Annotated in this window: 14 protein-coding genes; 8 read left to right on the forward strand and 6 right to left on the reverse strand. The window is 69.7% G+C overall.

Features of this window, described 5'->3' with window-relative positions; translation table 11 throughout:
* Nucleotides 1–19: 19 nt before the first annotated feature.
* A complete protein-coding gene (locus ABIE38_RS02075) occupies nucleotides 20–898 on the reverse strand; it encodes a Sir2 family NAD-dependent protein deacetylase (protein WP_354053784.1) in 879 nt (292 codons plus the stop codon).
* The gene (locus ABIE38_RS02080) at nucleotides 895–1,677 is read right to left on the reverse strand and encodes an MBL fold metallo-hydrolase (RefSeq protein ID WP_354053785.1); all 783 of its coding nucleotides are present in this window, start codon (nucleotides 1,675–1,677) and stop codon (nucleotides 895–897) included. Before ABIE38_RS02080 ends, ABIE38_RS02075 begins: the two co-directional genes overlap by 4 nt.
* Nucleotides 1,678–1,700: 23 nt before the next feature.
* Between ABIE38_RS02080 and ABIE38_RS02085 the strand changes: the two genes are divergently transcribed.
* The 4 genes from ABIE38_RS02085 to ABIE38_RS02100 are packed head-to-tail and all read left to right on the forward strand — an operon-like array spanning nucleotide 1,701 to nucleotide 6,704.
* Nucleotides 1,701–2,432: an AAA family ATPase gene (locus ABIE38_RS02085; RefSeq protein ID WP_354053786.1), complete on the forward strand. Its 732-nt coding sequence runs from the start codon at nucleotides 1,701–1,703 to the stop codon at nucleotides 2,430–2,432.
* A gap of 17 nt (nucleotides 2,433–2,449) precedes the next feature.
* Nucleotides 2,450–4,270 carry an FAD-binding dehydrogenase gene (locus tag ABIE38_RS02090; protein WP_354053787.1) on the forward strand — a complete coding sequence of 607 codons (1,821 nt, stop codon included), beginning with the start codon at nucleotides 2,450–2,452 and terminating at the stop codon, nucleotides 4,268–4,270.
* Nucleotides 4,267–5,487, forward strand: a complete 1,221-nt coding sequence (locus ABIE38_RS02095) for an MFS transporter (protein WP_354053788.1) — start codon at nucleotides 4,267–4,269, stop codon at nucleotides 5,485–5,487. The genes ABIE38_RS02090 and ABIE38_RS02095 overlap by 4 nt, the downstream gene beginning before the upstream one ends.
* 41 nt (nucleotides 5,488–5,528) lie before the next feature.
* On the forward strand, nucleotides 5,529–6,704 hold the full coding sequence (locus ABIE38_RS02100) for a cytochrome P450 (protein WP_354053789.1): 1,176 nt from the start codon (nucleotides 5,529–5,531) through the stop codon (nucleotides 6,702–6,704).
* A gap of 41 nt (nucleotides 6,705–6,745) precedes the next feature.
* Here ABIE38_RS02100 and ABIE38_RS02105 read toward each other — a convergent pair whose 3' ends face one another.
* Together ABIE38_RS02105 and ABIE38_RS02110 are read right to left on the reverse strand one after the other, a co-directional pair.
* A complete protein-coding gene (locus ABIE38_RS02105) occupies nucleotides 6,746–7,891 on the reverse strand; it encodes a CaiB/BaiF CoA transferase family protein (protein WP_354053790.1) in 1,146 nt (381 codons plus the stop codon).
* The gene (locus ABIE38_RS02110; RefSeq protein ID WP_354053791.1) at nucleotides 7,888–9,837 is read right to left on the reverse strand and encodes a flavin-containing monooxygenase; all 1,950 of its coding nucleotides are present in this window, start codon (nucleotides 9,835–9,837) and stop codon (nucleotides 7,888–7,890) included. Before ABIE38_RS02110 ends, ABIE38_RS02105 begins: the two co-directional genes overlap by 4 nt.
* Nucleotides 9,838–10,004: 167 nt before the next feature.
* On the opposite strand from ABIE38_RS02110, the gene ABIE38_RS02115 reads away from it, so the two are divergent.
* Nucleotides 10,005–11,690 (forward strand): class I adenylate-forming enzyme family protein, encoded by a 1,686-nt coding sequence (locus tag ABIE38_RS02115; protein ID WP_354053792.1) that lies wholly within the window; start codon nucleotides 10,005–10,007, stop codon nucleotides 11,688–11,690.
* Nucleotides 11,691–11,694: 4 nt separating this feature from the next.
* Nucleotides 11,695–12,306 carry a TetR/AcrR family transcriptional regulator gene (locus ABIE38_RS02120; RefSeq protein ID WP_354054067.1) on the forward strand — a complete coding sequence of 204 codons (612 nt, stop codon included), beginning with the start codon at nucleotides 11,695–11,697 and terminating at the stop codon, nucleotides 12,304–12,306.
* An 83-nt stretch (nucleotides 12,307–12,389) separates the two neighbouring features.
* Here ABIE38_RS02120 and ABIE38_RS02125 read toward each other — a convergent pair whose 3' ends face one another.
* Nucleotides 12,390–13,559 carry an iron-containing alcohol dehydrogenase gene (locus tag ABIE38_RS02125; RefSeq protein ID WP_354053793.1) on the reverse strand — a complete coding sequence of 390 codons (1,170 nt, stop codon included), beginning with the start codon at nucleotides 13,557–13,559 and terminating at the stop codon, nucleotides 12,390–12,392.
* A gap of 508 nt (nucleotides 13,560–14,067) precedes the next feature.
* Here ABIE38_RS02125 and ABIE38_RS02130 point away from each other — a divergent pair.
* Both ABIE38_RS02130 and ABIE38_RS02135 read left to right on the forward strand, forming a co-directional pair.
* Entirely contained in the window at nucleotides 14,068–15,375 is a 1,308-nt protein-coding gene (locus ABIE38_RS02130; protein WP_354054068.1) for a TrkH family potassium uptake protein, read from the forward strand.
* A gap of 22 nt (nucleotides 15,376–15,397) precedes the next feature.
* Nucleotides 15,398–16,033 carry a potassium channel family protein gene (locus ABIE38_RS02135; RefSeq protein WP_502914701.1) on the forward strand — a complete coding sequence of 212 codons (636 nt, stop codon included), beginning with the start codon at nucleotides 15,398–15,400 and terminating at the stop codon, nucleotides 16,031–16,033.
* Between the two features lie 92 nt (nucleotides 16,034–16,125).
* Here the strand turns inward: ABIE38_RS02135 and ABIE38_RS02140 are convergent, their stop codons facing one another.
* Nucleotides 16,126–17,337 (reverse strand): calcium/sodium antiporter, encoded by a 1,212-nt coding sequence (locus ABIE38_RS02140; protein WP_354053795.1) that lies wholly within the window; start codon nucleotides 17,335–17,337, stop codon nucleotides 16,126–16,128.
* Nucleotides 17,338–17,443 lie beyond the last annotated feature (106 nt).

Genomic DNA, 17,443 nt, shown 5'->3' on the forward strand with positions numbered 1-17,443 from the left:
CGCTCCGCTCCCGGTTCGCCTACAGGGACCGGTCGACCAGGGTCAGCACCTCGACGCAGTCACCGTCGACCGTCAGCGTGGCCTCCGCGTGCGCCCGGGTGTGGCCGCGGTTGACCACGGCCACGGGGGTGCCGGTGGTCACCGCCCGCCGCACGAACCGGTAACCCGACCGGACGGTGAGGGAGGACCCCACGACGACGACGAGGTCGGACCCGTCGACCAGGGCGTTGGCCTCCGCCACCCGGTGCGCCGGGACGTTCTCCCCGAAGTAGACGATGTCGGGCTTGAGCACGCCCGAGCAACGGCGGCAGTCCACCATGCGGAAGTCCGCGGTGTCGTCGAGGACGGCGTCGGCGTCCGGGGCGACCTCGATGGCCCCGCGAGTGGCCACCCGCTCCGCGAAGCCGGGGTTGAGACGGTCGAGATCCTCGTGCAGGGCCCATCTGCTCTGGCGCAGGCCGCAGTCGAGACAGGTCACCACGGCGTAGCTGCCGTGTAGGTCCACGAGCCGGCGACTGCCGGCCTTGAGGTGGAGCAGGTCCACGTTCTGGGTGATCACCCCGCTGACCAGCCCCCGGCGTTCCCAGTCGGCCACCAGCGCGTGGGCCGCGTTGGGCCGGGCGGCCTCCATGTGTCGCCAGCCCAGGTGGTTGCGGGCCCAGTAGTGGCGGCGGTACCCGGGGTCGCCGACGAACTCCTGGAAGGTCATGGGGGTCCGGGCGGGGGAGTCCGGTCCGCGGTAGTCGGGGATTCCGGAGGGGGTGGAGATCCCCGCCCCGGTGATGATCGTCGCCCGTCGACCCCGCATGAGGTCGGCCAACGCGGCCGCCCGCGCCGGCAGGTCCCGGTCCGGGTCGGTGCGCGCGGCGGGCGTCCAGGCGGTGTCCCGGATCTTCATCCCGGGACGCCTCCCGGGCCGGTCGGGTCGTGGGCGCACACCACCCGCAGGTCCCCGCTTCGACGCCCGGCCAGCGCGGAGAGGCGGGCGTGGGTCAATTCCACGGCCGACGGGACCAGCGACAGGGCACGTTCGGCGACCGCGATCGTCCTCGGGTAGCCGACCGACGGGTCGATCTGACCGCGCAGGTAGAACGCGTCCCCGGCGTGCAGGACGTCGACCTCGCCGGGGTCCCCGGGATCACCGGGGACCAGGACCCCGGCGTGTCCCACGGTGTGGCCCGGTAGATCGACCAGGGCCATCCCCTCGAGCACGTGGTCCAGGGGGTGCACCCGGAAACCCTCCCACCGGTCGGTCCCGTACGTGTATTCGGTGAACGTCGGGCCGTGCGACCACTGGGCGCGGCGGTAACGACGCCGCTCGATCCAGCGCGGGGTGCGCACCGCCCACGTCAGCGCCTCGGACGCCACGTGCACTTCCGCATCGGGGAAGTCGGCGAGCCCGCCGATGTGGTCGAAGTCCATGTGGGTGAGGACGATGTGGCGCACCTCGCGGGGGTCGTACCCCATGTCCTCGATGCGCCGGTACGCGGTCTCGGACGGGTCCAGTCGGGGGCGCATCGCGTGTCGGGAGGCGCCCAGCCGCGCGGCGGGGTCCGCGATGTCGTGGAGCCCGATGCCGGTGTCCACCAGCACCAGACCCCCCGGGGCCTCCACCAGCAGCACGCGGGTGGGGACCCGTCCGGCGAACGTCCCGCAGTTCATCTGGTGGATCCGCATGTCGGCCACGGTACCGTGGCCGGGTGAGTCGAGACGGCGTGCTGGACCCGCGTCCGCTGGTTCGCGTCGCGGTGGACCCCGGTCTCGTCGCGTCGCCCGCGACGTGGCCGTACTCGGTGCCCGCGGTGGCCGATCTCGTGCGAGACGGGTTGGAGCTGGACGACCTCACCGTCCTGGTGGGGGAGAACGGGTCCGGCAAGTCCACGATCGTCGAGGCCGTGGCCATGGCGTTCGGCCTGAACGCCGAGGGCGGGTCCACCGGGGCCCGGAACTCGACGTGGGCGTCGGAGTCCCCGTTGCACGAGGCGCTGCGACTGGTGCGCGGGGGCGGGGCGCCCCGGTGGGGTTACTTCGTGCGGGCCGAGACCATGCACGGGTTGTTCACCTACCTGCAGTCGTCGGGGCCGGGCCAGGACTTCCACGCGCGCAGCCACGGCGAGGCGTTCTGGGACCTGGTGGACTCCTCACGGTTCTCCGGTGGCGGGTTGTTCGTGTTGGACGAGCCCGAGGCGGGACTGTCCTTCGACGCCCAGCTCCGCCTGGTCGCGCTGCTGCTCGAGCTGGCCGACCGGCGGGGAGCACAGGTGCTCATGGCCACCCACTCGCCGATTCTGGCCTCCGTGCCGGGGGCCGCGGTATACGAGCTGTCGGGGGACGGGATGCACCGCAGCCGCTGGGAGGACCTGGCGATGGTGGACCACCACCGCCGGTATCTCGCGGCCCCCGAGCGGTATCTGCGTCATCTGCTGGAGTGACCCGGCACACTGGACCCATGACCAACTCCGCGTCCCGTCCCGCCCGCACCGCCGGGGAGGCCCGGCCCGTCCACCCCGAGTACCCCTCCTACGCCCCGCCGTCCACCTCGACCGCGGCCAATGCCGGGCCGCTCCCGGCACCCGAACCCGGCTTCACTCCCGACATCATCGTGGTGGGCCACGGACTGGCGGGGCTGGTCGCCACCTACGAGGCGAGCCGGTCGGGCAAGAAGGTCCTCGTGGTGGACCAGGAGAACGAGAAGAACCTGGGCGGCCAGGCCTACTGGTCGCTCGGCGGCCTGTTCATGGTGGACACCCCCGAGCAGCGGCGCATCGGCGTCCACGACTCGCTGGACCTGGCGTGGCGCGACTGGCTGGGTTCGGCGGCCTTCGACCGGCCCGAGGACCACTGGCCCCGGCGGTGGGCGCGGGCGTACGTGGAGTTCGCGGCGGGGGAGAAGCGCACGTACCTCAACGCACTGGGGCTCAAGATCATCCCCACCGTCGGCTGGGCGGAGCGCGGTGGCGGGGACGTCGGGGGCCACGGCAACTCCGTCCCGCGGTTCCACGTGACCTGGGGAACCGGCCCCGAGGTCGTGCGCGTCTTCGAGGAGCCGGTCCGCACGGCCGCCGCCGAGGGGCGGGTGCGATTCGCGGTGCGTCACCGGGTCGACGAGATCGTGGTCGAGGACGGGCGGGCCGTGGGCGTCCGCGGCGCCACCCTCGTCCCGTGCGATCTGGACCGGGGCGTGTCCTCCCCCCGCGAGGAGACGGGGACCTTCGAGTTCCGGGGGGGAGCGGTGCTCGTGTCCTCGGGCGGGATCGGTGGTAACCCCGACCTCGTCCGCCGGTACTGGCCGGCGGACCGGCTGGGCGACGCGCCCCGGGACCTCATCCTGGGGGTCCCGGAGCACGTCGACGGTCGCATGCTCGAGATCTCGGGCACGGCCGGGGCGAACCTCATCAACCGCGACAGGATGTGGCACTACACCGAGGGGGTCGCCAACTTCGCACCCATCTGGCCCTCGCACGCCATCCGCATCATCCCGGGCCCGTCGACGCTGTGGCTGGACGCCACCGGCGCACGGATGCCGGTGCCGCTGTTCCCGGGCTTCCACACCACCGCGTCCGTCGAGGCCATCCGCCGGACCGGGTACGACCATTCCTGGTTCATCCTGGACTCGGCCATCGCGGAGAAGGAGTTCGTGCTCTCGGGTTCCGAACAGAATCCGGAGATGACCGACAAGGTGGTCAAGAAGTTCCTGTCCCGCGCCAAGAAGGGGCTGCCGCCCTCGGTGGGCGAGTTCGCCGAGAAGGGCGTGGACTGGGTGGTGGCCGACTCCCTGGAGGAGCTGGTGACGGGGATGAACGGGCTGGTGCGCGAGGGCGAGCCCGAGCTGGAGGTGGAGAAGGTACGCGAGTTCGTCCTGGCGATGGACGGCCAGATGGACAACCCCTTCGCCAAGGACGCGCAGGTGCAGGCCATCCACAACTCACGCCGGGTGCTCACCGACAAGCTCACCCGCATCGCCAAGCCGCACAAGCTCCTCGCGGACTCGGGCGCAAGCAAGGGCTCGGCCGCCGGCTCCGGTGGCCCGCTGATCGCGGTCAAGGTGCACCTCATGACCCGCAAGACCCTGGGCGGGATCGAGACCACCCTGGACTCCCAGTGCCTGCGCCCCGACGGCGAGCCCTTCCCCGGCCTCTACGCGGCCGGCGAGGTCGCCGGATTCGGTGGCGGGGGAGTGCACGGATACAACTCCCTCGAGGGCACCTTCCTCGGCGGCTGCATCTTCTCGGGGATGAAGGCCGGGCGGGCGATGGCGCGGGCGGTGTGACCGCCGCAGGGGGGAACGGTGAGGCCACGCGCTCGGCCGCCAGGATAGGACTCGCCGGGGCGGCTGTCGTCGGTGTCGCCTTCGGCATGGCGCGGTACGTCTACGGACTGACGCTTCCCGATATCCGCCGGGAGCTCGGGCTCTCGGAGCTGGTGCTGGGGCTCATCGCCAGCGCCACGTTCGCGGGCTACCTCGCCGGGCTCGTCCTCGCGGGGCCGCTGTCGGCGAGCCGGGGCTCACGTGCGCCGACGACGGTGGGAGGCATCTGCGGCGCGCTGGGGGCGGTGATCGTGCTGGCCGCGCAGTCGCCCGGGCTCCTCGCGGTCGGAGCTGTGCTGTGCGGCAGCGCGGGCGGCTGGGTCTGGGCACCGTACTCCGACATCGTGACCCGCGTCGTGGCACCCCGCCACCAGTCGAGGGCGCTGGCGATGATCACCACCGGCACCGGCGCCGGCCTGGTGGCGCTCGGGGGGCTGGCGGTCCTCGCCGCGTACACATCGTGGCGTCTGGTGTGGGCCGGGGTCGCGCTGGCAGCGGTGATCGCGGCGGTGGTGAACCTCGGCCTGGTGCCGCGGACGGAGCCGATCGGGCGCGCCCGAGGCACGCGCGATCTCGGCGCCCTGGCCAGGGCCCTTCCGGTCCCCGCCGGCTACTCGATCGTCTACTTCGCCGTCGTCGTGATCTACTTCACCTATGCCGCGGACGTCCTCGGCGGCACCGACCTGCCGGCGCTCGCGGTCCCGATCATCTACGTCCTCATAGGGGCGAGCGGTCTGGTCGCGCTGGCGACCGGAGCCATGGCGGGGCGGTGGGGCAGCACCCGCGTCGCCGCGATGTGCCTGATGATCGTCGCCCTCGCCCTCGCGTTGCTGGGCCTGGCCGGCGACTCCCTGGTCGCGACCGTGATCTCGGCATGCGTTTTCGGGGTGGGGTACATGACCGGCTCGGCGGTGCTGGCGGTGTGGACCGCCGAGCTGGTGCCGGATCGCGCGGGCGCGGCGTTCACCGGGTGCCTGGTCGTGGGGGCGGTGAGCTCCGTCGTCGCACCGGCGATCGCGGGCACCGTGATCCCGACAGTCGGGCTCGGAACGCTGCTCTTGATCAGTGCCGCGGTCTCACTGGTCAGCGGGGTGGGGCTGGCACTGCTCGGCGGAACCCGCAGGAACGCCACCGTTGCATCGGACACCACCGCCTCCCGGTCACCGCTGTCTCCCTGAATCCACCGTGCGGCACGGGCTCGTGCGCAAAGGTGACAGGTATGCAGAGCGCGGGCGACGTCATGGGCCTCCTCGATCCGTCACGTGTGTCGCCGGGGATCGAACGAGTCGGGGACTCGTCGTTCTTCGCGGTCCGGTCCTGGGACCTCATGGTGGAGGCGACAGCCCGGGTCGAGGACTTCTCGTCCAACCTCACCGCGACGATGGTCGTGGCGCCGGACGGGCAGGTCACCGAGTTCCCCGTCGCCGAACTCGGGTCCCCCGTGCACGTGTTGGCCACCGCGGACGGTGAGATCCACCGGGCCCACCGGACACTGGTCATGCCGTCGATCACCCCGCGCACGCTCCGGGCCTGGAGACCGGTCATCGACACCCGATTGCGCGAACTGTGGGCGGAGGGCCACCGGGACGGCGGCATCGACTGGGTCAAGGACATCGCCGAACGCCTCCCGGCCTCGGTCGTCGCCACCCTCATGGGTCTGCCCCAGCAGGACGGCGACAGGCTGTGCCACTGGGCGTTCGCCAGTACACGGATGCTGGACGGGATGGTCACGGCCGACGAGCTCGACGACTCGGTCCGATCGGTCGGGGAACTGATCGAGTACCTCTCCGAGAAGCTCGCAGAGGCGCGCGACACGCGTCCGGCCTCGGTGCTCGGGGACCTCGCCCGACTGGTCGACGACGCCGATATGACGCACGAGGTCGCGGTGCAGGTCCTGGTCCAGCTGGTGGCCGCGGGGATCGAGTCGACTGTCGGGCACCTGGGATCGCTGGTCTGGCGACTGGGTCAACACCCGGAATGGCTGGATCCACTTCGGTCGGACCCCGCCGGGCGTCCGCTCTTCATCGAGGAGACGCTCAGGCTGGAGGCGCCGTTCCGCGGGCACTATCGCCACGTCATCAGGGACACCGAACTCGGTGGGGTCGATCTCGCCGCCGGTACCCACCTGTTCCTGCTCTGGGGTAGCGCCAACCGGGACGACCGGCATTTCAGCCGACCGGGTCAGTTCAGGCCGGACCGCGGGGAGGGCTCGCACCTGTCGTTCGGGCGTGGGATCCACTTCTGCGTGGGCGCGGCGCTCGCACGGATGGAGTCGCTCGCCGCTCTCGACTTCCTCCTGGGCCTCGACCCGGTCCCCGAGATCGATTCCTCCCACGCCGAGTGGCACCAGAGTCTGCTGGTCCGACGACTCCGGACGCTCAGTCTCTTGATGTGAGGCGACCTCAGGGTGCGAGGGGGCTCAGGGTGTGAGAGGGCTCAGGGTGTGAGACGACGCAGCGGATCGCCCCACCGGGACAGGGCCTCGTCCACATGCGTGTGTCCCGGCGGTGGTGCTGCTCCGCGTGAGGAGCTCATCCGAGGGGCGGCGGCGGGCATCGGGTAGCCCCCCGCGTCGACGAAGGCCCCCCGTTGCACCGCATGGTCGTGGAGCGTGGCCTCCCGGAGCGAGAGCACCGGTGTCACGCACGCGTCCAGCTCGTCGAAGACCCCGGCCCAGGCGTCGCGGTCACGCATGGCGAACCGTTGACCGAAGGTCTCGGTCAACGCGTCCCAGCTGGCGGTGTCCCAGCGGTTCGGCAGGGCGGCGGGATCCAACCCGAGACCGCGTACGACGCGGTTGTAGAACACGTCCTCGAGCGCCCCCACCGCCACGAACCCGCCGTCGGCGCACTCGTAGGCCCGGTAGAACGGCGCCGACCCGTCGAGCAGGTTGGTGCCCCGCCGCATGGACCACCGGCCGGCGTGCTGCCACGAGCGGACCAGAGCGGTCAGCGAACCGGCACCGTCGACCATCGCCGCGTCCACGACCTGCCCGCGGCCGGTCCGCTGCCTCTCGTGCAGGGCGGAGAGGAGCCCCACCAGCAGGAACATCGACCCCCCGCCGAAGTTCCCGACGAGGTTCAGCGGCGGCGACGGCGGTCCCGAGGCCGGTCCGAGTTGCCCCAGCGCGCCGGACAGTGCGAGGTAGTTGATGTCGTGTCCGGCCACGCGGGCCAGAGGTCCCTCCTGACCCCAGCCGCTCATGCGGCCGTAGATCAACCCCGGGTTCTCCTCCTGCCACACGTCGGGGCCGAGACCGAGCTTCTCCATCGTGCCGGGACGGGATCCCTCCATCAGCACGTCTGCGCGGCCCACCAGGTCGCGCACCCGGCGCAGCCCGTCCGGGTCGGTCAGGTCGACCGCGACCTCGGTCCTACCCCGGAGCATCCCCGAGTTCGCGTCATCGTTGCCGTCGTCGGCACCCACCGGGACGGGTCGCACCACGCGGATCACGTCGGCACCGAGGTCCGCCAGCATGAGCCCCGCGTGCAGAAGCGGGCCGATGGCCTCCATCTCGACCACCCGCACGCCGTCCAGAGGCCCGCCGTGCGGGTCCCCGGCGGCCTCGTCCCGCACGCTCACCGTCCGGTGGTGAGGGCCGGGGACGATCCGGCGTGGACCGGTTCGGTGTGGAAATCCGCGGGGTCGACCGCGTTGGTCATGGCCCAGTAGTCGTTGATGCGCCAGGGGAGCACCGACACGACGCGACCATCCGGGTTGCGGTACCAGTTCTCCATCGCCGGATGGGTCCACACCATCTGCGCGTGTTGCCGATCGACGGCCTCGTTGTATCGATCGTTGACCTCACTGCGGCACTCCAGCGTCCCGAGGTTCTGCGAACGCATCATCTCCACGGCATCCATGATGTACCTGACCTGGCACTCCAGGATCGTGATGAAGCTCCCCCCGTGGCCGAGGCCCGTGTTGGGCCCGGTCATGATGAAGAAGTTGGGGAAGTCGGGAACCGTGATCCCCAGATAGGCGCGAGCGTCGTGTTCTCCCCAGATCTCGCGGGTGGACCGGCCTGATCTACCCACGATGTCCATCGGGTGCAGGATCCGCACGCTGTGGAAGCCGGTCGCCATGACGATGATGTCCAGCTCGTGCTCGACGCCGTCGGAGTCGATCAGTCCGGAGGGTGTCACCGCCCGGACGCCGCGGGGGACCAGGGTGACCTGGGGCTTGCGCAGCATCGCGAACCAACCGTTGTCCAGCAGCATCCGCTTGCCGAATGGGGGATAGTCCGGCAGTGACGCCTCGATGAGATCGTCGCGGTCGCCCAGCTGATCGCGGAGATAGCGTTCGTAGAACTTTCGGTGACCGTGGTTGGTCGCGTTGATCGAGGCGCTCGGCTCCGGCCACTCGGGGTCCACCTGGAGTGTCGGGTACACCTTGTCGTTGAAGATCCACGAGAGCCTGGCGCGGTACCACTCCCGGTACCCGGGCACGTGGTCCATCAGCCAGTGCACGTCCTCGTCGATGGGCGCGAAGTAGTCGTCGTTGGGGGCGATCCACTGGGGCGAGCGTTGGAAGATCGTCAGGGATCCGACGCGGTCCGCGATGGCCGGCCCGATCTGCATGGCGCTGGCGCCCGCCCCGACGATGCCCACCCTCTTGCCCCGGAGGGCGTCCGGGTCGTCGAGCTCACTCGGCCACTCGGCGGAGTGGAAGAGACGACCCCCGAAGCTCTCCATGCCCGGGAAGTCCGGGACCTTGGGGCGGTTGAGCAGGCCGACCGCGCTGATCAGGATCGGTGCCTCGAGGATCTCCGACCCGCCGTCGGGCCGCCGGACCGTCACCCGCCAGGACTGCCCGTGCTCATCGAATTCCGCGCGCGTCACCTCGTGGCGGAAGCGGACGTGCCGCCGGATGTCGTTCGCCTCGGCGAAGTCCTCGAGGTAACCCTGGACCTCATCGCGCTTGCCGAAGTGCGTCGACCAGTTGTGGTGGAACGAGGAGATCGAATAGAGGTGGCTGGGGGTGTCCACCCCGGCGCCGGGATAGCGGTTCTCCCACCAGGAACCGCCGACGTCCTCGTTCTTCTCCAGGATCACGTGGGGGATCCCGGCCCGGGTGAACTCGACGGAGGCCAGCATCCCCGCGATGCCGGCACCGATCACGATGGCGTGGAGACGCCCGTCGGGTTCGGAGGCGGCCGGCGCGACCCGCGGCCCGTTGACGATCTCCGCCATCATCGGCGCGAAGTCCGGCGGCACGGTCTCACCGCAGGTGAAATTGAGCAGCCGTTCGACGTCCGAGCTGTCCATCTCCCGTCGGGAGGGCGCGTCCGAGTCCCACCAGCGCTCGACCGCATCGACCAGCGCCTCCTGGATCTCTCCCCGGACCTCGTCCGGAAGGCCGCCGCTCGAGTTGTCGTCCATTCCCCGGCTGCGGGTGGGCTGGTATCGGGGGGCCATCCACCGCTCGTCGGCCGTCAACTCGAGCAGGACGGCGAGCATGGTCGGGACGTTGCCCCGGCGTACCGCCGAGCGGAGTCGGCGACGGTCCGAATCAGTGACTGTGGTCATACTCCGCAGACTAACAGCAGTTAGTCAGACGGCCAAGGGGTTGGAGGACTTCGCCGAACAAGATATGGCAACCTGCGTCTGCCTCGGGGTTGACCGCATCCGGCCGCAATGCAAGTATGAGCCAGATCATACTAACGGCGGTAAGTAGTGCGGGAGAGCGAGAAATCATGGAACAGCCGGTACGTGTCGAGTCGAGTGTCAGCGATCCGCGCCAACCCTCGGGCGACGGGGCCACCCCGGGCCGCTGCCTGACCTCGGCTCAGTCCGCTCCCCTGGGACGGGCGACCCTGGGTGACCAGCTCCGCCGCCATGCGCAGAGCCGGGCCGGCAAAGCCGCGATCGTGTCCTACGCACCCGGTGGCGGTCGGACCGTGACCACCTACGGCGAGCTCGACCGGGGCGCCAACCGGGCCGCCCACATGCTCCTCGGGCTCGGGGTCGCCCGCGGCGACCGGGTCGCGGTGATGGCGCGCAACCGTGTGGAGTCGGTCATCGCCTACTACGGAACCCTCAAGATCGGCGCCGCCTACTCCGGGATCAACGTGCTGTTGGGGGCGGGCGAGGTGGCGCAACAGCTTGACCACCTCGAGCCCGCCGCGGTGGTCGTGGCCGCGGAGTTCCTCCCGGTCGTCCGGGAGGCGCTCGGTGAGTCGGAGAACCGGCCCGAGATCGTCGTGCTCGACTGCACGGGACCCGACGGTACGGACCTCGTGAGCACTGAGGAGGCGGGCTGCCACGATTTCGACCGCCTCCTCGGGTCCTCCCCGGACACGGAGCCCGAGTGTGACGTCGACGAGCTCGACCTCGCGATGATCGTCTACACCAGCGGGACCGAAGCGGCCCCGAAGGGGGTCATGCTGCCGCACCGCAACTACCTCATCTCCACCGCGCCCGCGTACACGTGGGGACTGCGCTGCCTCGACGACGACGTCTGGCTGTTCGTCATGCCGTTTCACACCATCGCCGGGATCGGGTCCCTGACCTCTCTCATCCTGCTGGGCGCGACCCTCGTCCTGCCGGCCAGCCTCGCGCCGGCCGATGTGTTGACCATGATCAGGACGGAGCAGATCACGGTCCTGGCCCAGACTCCGACGTTCTTCATCTCCCTGGCGGACCATCCGGGCTTCGGGCCCGACGCGGTGGGGACCATCCAGCGGTGTCTGACCTACGGGGGACAGGTCTCCCCGCGGACGGTGGACGCGTGGCACCGCGCCGCCCCCTCGTCGATCTGGGGAACCTACTGGGGGCAGTCGGAGTTGACCCAGTTGGGATCGGTCGGCTGGTTCAAGCAGCTCGAGGACGTTCCCGGGCAGGACCCCACCTGGATCGGCAAGCCGGTCGGCCATCTGGAGGTCAGGGTGGTCGACGCCGACGGGAACGAGGCCGAGAGCGGGGAGCTCCTGTGCCGCACGCCCTCGGTGATGGCGGGGTACTACAAGGATCCCGAGAAGACCGCCGCGGTCCTCGACGGCGGCTGGCTCCACACCGGTGACATCGTCCGACGCGACGCCGAGGGCAACATGTTCTTCCTCGACCGCAACAAGGACATGATCAAGACAGGGGGATACAACGTGTCCTCCCAGGAGGTCGAGCGGGTTCTGCAGGCACATCCCGGGGTGGCACGCGCCGCCGTCGTCGGTCTCCCGGACGAGTACTGGTCCGAGGCCGTCACCGGCTTCGTCATCGCGGTCGACGGCAGCGACGTGTCGGGTCCGGAGTTGCGAGAGCACTGCAAGACGGTGCTCGCAGGCTATAAGGTCCCCAAGGTGATCACGATCGTGGACGAGCTCCCCACGGACCCACAGGGCAAACTGCTCAAGAGAGAGCTACGCCGCCTGCACGCAAAGGACTGAGACGCTGAACACCGAGCCCAGCAGACGCGATTCGATACTGGCCGCGGCGGCCGAGTACTTCGCCGAGCAGGGCTACCACTCGGCGGGGATGCGGGGCATCGCCGATTCGGTGGGGATCAAGGGGGCCAGCCTCTACAACCACTTCAGCTCCAAAGAAGAGATCCTCTACGCGATCGCACTCAAGATGACCCGGGTCCCGGTGGAGGATCATCTGCTCGTCCTCGACGAGGCCGGGACGCCGACCGAGCGGCTCACCTCGCTGGTCGACGTCCACCTCCGCCACCTGGCCGTGAACCGGGTGGAGCATCTGGTGAGCCTGCGGGAGCTCTCCGCGCTGACGGAGGAACACCGTGAACGCGTGGTCGAGTACCGGAAGTACTACCAGCGGCGGGTGCGCGACGTGATCGCCGCGGGCATCCGCGCCGGCGAGTTCGGCGTCGATGATCCGCTGCGCGCGGCCGTCGCCGTCCTGGACCTCATGAACGGTGTCAGCTGGTGGCTGCGGGACGACTACGACATCGATGCGCTGGTAACCACCTACGTGGACTACATCGTCGACGGCATTCTCGGGCCCCGGCGCGGGGTCCGAGGCGGGGCGGCGGAGGCGGCCCGGTAGCACTCTCACACGCCGCGCCCGCGCAGACGAACCGGCCCCCTCCGCCACAGGCGAGAGGGGGCCGGTTCGGTCCGTATCGCTGATCAGATCGCTCGGCGCAGCAGCGGGACCAGCGCGTCCGCGTCCGCGATCGGATTCGGGTTGGTCCCGCACCAGATGTCCTTGAAGGTGTACGCCGCGAGGCTGGGGAGATCGTCCTCGGACAGTCCGACCTCGCCCAGCGACCGCGGCATGCCGAGCCGCCGGATGAGCGAGTCGGCCAGCTCGTGCGCGGGCGTCTGCGGTTCGCCGAAGGCGACGCTGATCAGTGCCTGACGATGCTCGTTGACCTCTCGGTTGTACTCGAGGGCGAAGGGCGCCATGACGCACGAGGTGTACCCGTGCGGGACCTTGAACGACCCGCCGAGCGCGTGCCCGACCGCGTGGCTGATGCCCATGTCGAGACCCGCCACGATCGCGACCATCGAGGACCAGGCCCCGACCTGGCACATCCGCCTGGCCTCCAGGTCATCCGCGTCCTCCTTCACACGGACGAGCCCCTCGGAGAGCAGGCGGATGGCGTTCATCGCCATCCCGTCGTAGTACCCGTTCGACTCGAGTGAGCCCAGGGTCTCGAAGGCGTGGTCCAGGGCGCGCACCCCGGTCGAGAGCCACAGCCATTCCGGCGTGTGCCGCGTGAGCGCGGGATCGAGGATGACGGCCCGCGGGGTCATCGCCGGGTGGATGTAGCCCTCCTTGACGTTGGTCTTCTCGTCCGTCGATCCCGCCAGGGCGTTGAACTCGCCGCCGGCGAGCGTGGTGGGCGCCACGACCACGGGGATGCTCGGAGCCGAGAAGCTCGGGGCGGTCACGGAGGTGTCCGGATTGACCTGGAGGTGATATCCGTCCATATCGGACGCCTCGCGGATCCCGTGCTCCAGGGTGACCGCGAGGATCTTGGTCAGGTCCGTCGCCGACCCGCCGCCGACGCACAGCAGCATGTCCGGGTCCGCCTGGGCCGCGACCCGGGTCGCCGCGATGACGTCCTCGCGGGGCACGTGGGGCCGGACCGCGTCGAACAGGCCGACGAAGCGCTCACCCAGGGCTTCGATCACCCGCTGGATCTCGTCGGTCTGGGAGTTCAGGGTCCCACTGCAGACCACGAAGACACGGCTCGCGCCGAGCATCTCCGCTTCCTGCGCCGCGGCCTCCGCGACCGGGGTCCCGATGTGGACTCTCTCCATGGAGGACAGAGAGATGAGTGATGACTGCACGGCGGTACCGTCCTTCGTTGTCGTCCTCGACCCGTGGCGTCGGCCGGAGCGCTCCGGCACACCGGAGATGACGTCAGGGTTCGAGCGGGGATCGGGCGCAGCGCGATGAGTGGCGTTCCGCCCGTGGCTAACGGTGGTTATCCTACCTCAGGATTGTGGCGTGGGCCACAGTTGGTGGTCAACTATCTGAGGCAGTCCGCCGCGAAGGTTGCTGGGTGCGAATGATGGCGGTTTCTCCAGCGCCTTTGCGGGAGTTGCTGCGGTCCGCGACAAACGCCGTCAACGTGGTGTCGCTAGCGAGGGAGTCGCTTACCGACTCCCCTGCGTGTCTCGACTCTGCCTAACAGTGGATCGTCTACTGGTGTGGATATGACGGGTTCAGAGACCTCTGTCGGGAATCGTGGGTCTACAGTCTGTGGTCGTGACTGGTGGTGGCAGGCGGGTGTGGCCGTCCGGGGTGCGGCGGCTGTCCGGGTGGGTGGTGTTGAGCCCGGTCCGGGTCGTGGCGATGAGCTTCGCCGCGGCGATCGTGGTGGGTACCGCGCTGTTGCTACTCCCCGGAGCTGTCGAGCCAGGTGGCGGCACCGGGGTGACGGAGGCGTTGTTCACGGCGACGTCGGCGATGTGTCTGACCGGGTTGATCGTCGTGGACACCCCTGTGCACTGGTCAGGGTTCGGGCAGGTGGTCATCCTCGCCCTGATCCAGGTCGGAGGCCTGGGAATCATGACCATGGCCTCGATGGTCGGACTGATGCTGGCCGATCAGATCGGCCTCAAGGCCCGGATGAACACCGCAGCCGAGGCGCGGGCCTCCGAACTCGGCGACGTCCGCGACGTCGTCGTCGGTGTGATCCGGTTGAGCATCTTCATCGAGCTCGTCACCGCGGCGGCGCTCACCCTCCGTTTCGCGCTGGGCTACGACGAACCCGTGCTGCGGGCGCTGTGGCTCGGGGTGTTCCACTCCATCTCGGCGTTCAACAACGCAGGGTTCGCCCTCTACAGCGACAACATGATCGGGTTCGCCACCGACCCGTGGATCTGCGTCCCCCTGATGCTCGCGGTGATCCTGGGCGGCCTGGGGTTCCCGGTCCTGTTCGAGGTCGGTAGGCGGCTGCGACGGACCACGCCGAGGAGCCGGTCACGGGCGGGGTGGACCCTCCACACACGGTTGACGGTCTCGGTCACGGCGGTGCTGCTGGCTCTCGGCTTCGGCGCGGTCCTCGCGTTGGAATGGGCCCGCACCCTCCAGGGCTACAGTGCGGCGCAGAAGGTCCTGGTGGCCGCGTTCCAGGGCGTGATGCCCCGGACGGCCGGGTTCAACAGCGTCGACTACGCGGACCTGGACGACGCGACGCTGCTCGTCACCGATGTGCTGATGTTCATCGGCGGGGGCAGCGGCGGGACCGCCGGCGGGATCAAGGTGACCACCTTCGCTCTGTTGTTGTTCATCATCATCGCCGAGGTCCGTGGTGAGCGGTCGGTGACCATCCTCGATCGTCGCGTGGACACCCGGGTGCAGCGCCAGGCACTCGCGGTGGCGTTGATCGGAATCGGGCTCGTCATGACCTCGACCATCGTGCTGCTGGCCGGGACGCCCTTCGGTCTCAACGAGCTGCTGTTCGAGGTCACCTCGGCGTTCGCCACGGTGGGTCTGTCCACGGGGATCACCGCCGAGCTTCCCCACTGGGGCCAGTGGATACTGATACTTCTGATGTACCTGGGTCGAATCGGCCCGATCACCATGGTCAGTGCTCTGGCCGCGCGACAGCGTGGCCGACGGTACGACCTCCCCGCAGAGAGGCCCCTCATTGGCTAGGCGACGAGCCCCCGATGCTGTCGTGGTCCTGGGACTGGGCCGGTTCGGCAAGTCCCTGGCCCTGGAACTGATGGCGCAGGGCGCCGAGGTCCTGGGCGTGGACTCCAGCGACGCCGTGGTGCAGAAGATCTCCCACCGTCTGACCCACGCGGTGGTGGCGGACACCACCGACGACGAATCACTGCGCCAGTTGTCGGTCCACCAGTTCGACCGGGCGGTCGTGGGAATGGGCTCCGATCTCGAGGCCAGTCTGCTCACCGCCTCGGTGCTCATCAACCTGGGCGTGCCCAACATCTGGGCCAAGGCAACCAGCAACTCCCACGCCAAGATCCTGACCCAGATCGGCGTCCACCACGTCGTGCGACCCGAGCACGACATGGGTAAACGGGTGGCCCACCTGGTGCGGGGCCGGATGATCGACTACATCGAGTTCGACGACGGCTTCGCCATGGTCAAGACGTCCGCACCGACCTTCGCTCTGGGCCAGCCGCTCGGACAGAGCAGCATCCGCACCGACTTCGGCGTCACCGTGGTCGCCATCAAACGCCCGGGGGAGGGGTTCACCTACGCCACCGCCGAGACGGTTCTCACCGCAGGCGACACCATCATCGTCTCCGGCCGTGTGCGCGACACCGAGCGCTTCGCCGAGCTGGCCTGACCCCGGGCTGAACCGGGCTGGCCCGGCACCGGGCTGAACCGGGCTGACCCGGCACCGAGCCGGACCGATGCACGGCCCCGTGTCAGGCAGCGCTACTCCTCGGGGACGAGGTGTCGTCGCATCTGCCTCCGTCCCCGGATCACCCCGAGTTCGTAGGTCGCCAGCACGATCAGCCACACCGCGGTGAAGGGGATGACAAACCAGAGCATCGCGGTGCTGAACGGCTCCAGCGCGTCGTGGTCGGACGCCTGGAGCACCACGTAGGCGATGTAGGCCGCGTAGAAGCCGGCGAAGAGGAGCCCCTCCCAGCGCTTGATCGCCATGCCGGTGAAGGCGATGGGCAACAGGGCCAGCGCCACCGCCACCATGATCGGCAGGTCGAAGCGGATGGCCCCCGCCGCGACCTCGATCGGCGTGATGAGCGAGGTGAGCCCGAGGACGGCCCCGATGTTGAACATGTTGCTGCCGACGATGTTCCCGACGGCGAGGTCGCGCTCCCCCCGGAACGCGGCCACCAGGCTGGTCGCGAGTTCGGGGAGCGACGTGCCGATCGCCACCACCGTGAGGCCGATGACCAGATCGCTCATGCCCCATGCCGCCGCGAGGTCGCTCGCCGCGGTGACCAGCAGCCTCGCGCCGACGACCAGCATGAGCACGCCCAGAGCCACCAATGCGCTGCTCTTGAGCACCGAGTGCGACGCCCCGGCCTCGGCCGAGTCCACGCCGACCGCGCCTGCTGCGCTTTCCGGCGTCCCCGAGCCCGCTGGGCTCTGTTCGCCCGTCGTGCCCTCCGCACTCCCCGCGTCCCCCACAGTCGGCTCGACCTGCGGCGCGTCCGTCGGGTCGGCGGTGCGCCTTCGCGAGATGACGACGGTCGCCACCACGTACGCCACCACGCCGACGAACAACAGCAGTCCGTCGAGGGAACTGATCACCCCGTCCAGGGCGACCACCAACAGCAGGATGGAGAACCCCACCATGATGGGGATGTCGACGCGGACGATGCGGGAATTCGCGAGCAGCGGGGCGATCAACGCCGTGAGCCCCAGGATGAGCAGGATGTTCGCGATGTTGCTGCCCACCACGTTGCCGACCGCCAGTCCCGGGTGGCCGCTGAGGGCGGCGTCGACGCTCACCGCCAGCTCCGGGGTCGAGGTGGCAAAGGCGACGACGGTCAACCCGACCACCAGAGGCGAGATCCCCAGGGTGACGGCCAGCCTGCCGGCCCCCCGGACAAGTGACTCCCCGCCCGCGACGAGGAGCACGAACCCGACCGCAAGGGCGGCCACCGTCAGGGCGCTCACGTGAGCTCCCGTGTGTCGGAGGTGGCGAACCCGGGCCCGAGGCGCCGTGGCGGAGACGCTGAGAAGTCCATGGCCGCGATTATCCCGTGTCGACGGCTCGGCCGCT

This window comes from Dietzia sp. 2505 (assembly GCF_040546785.1).
In the GTDB taxonomy this organism is placed as follows: domain Bacteria; phylum Actinomycetota; class Actinomycetes; order Mycobacteriales; family Mycobacteriaceae; genus Dietzia.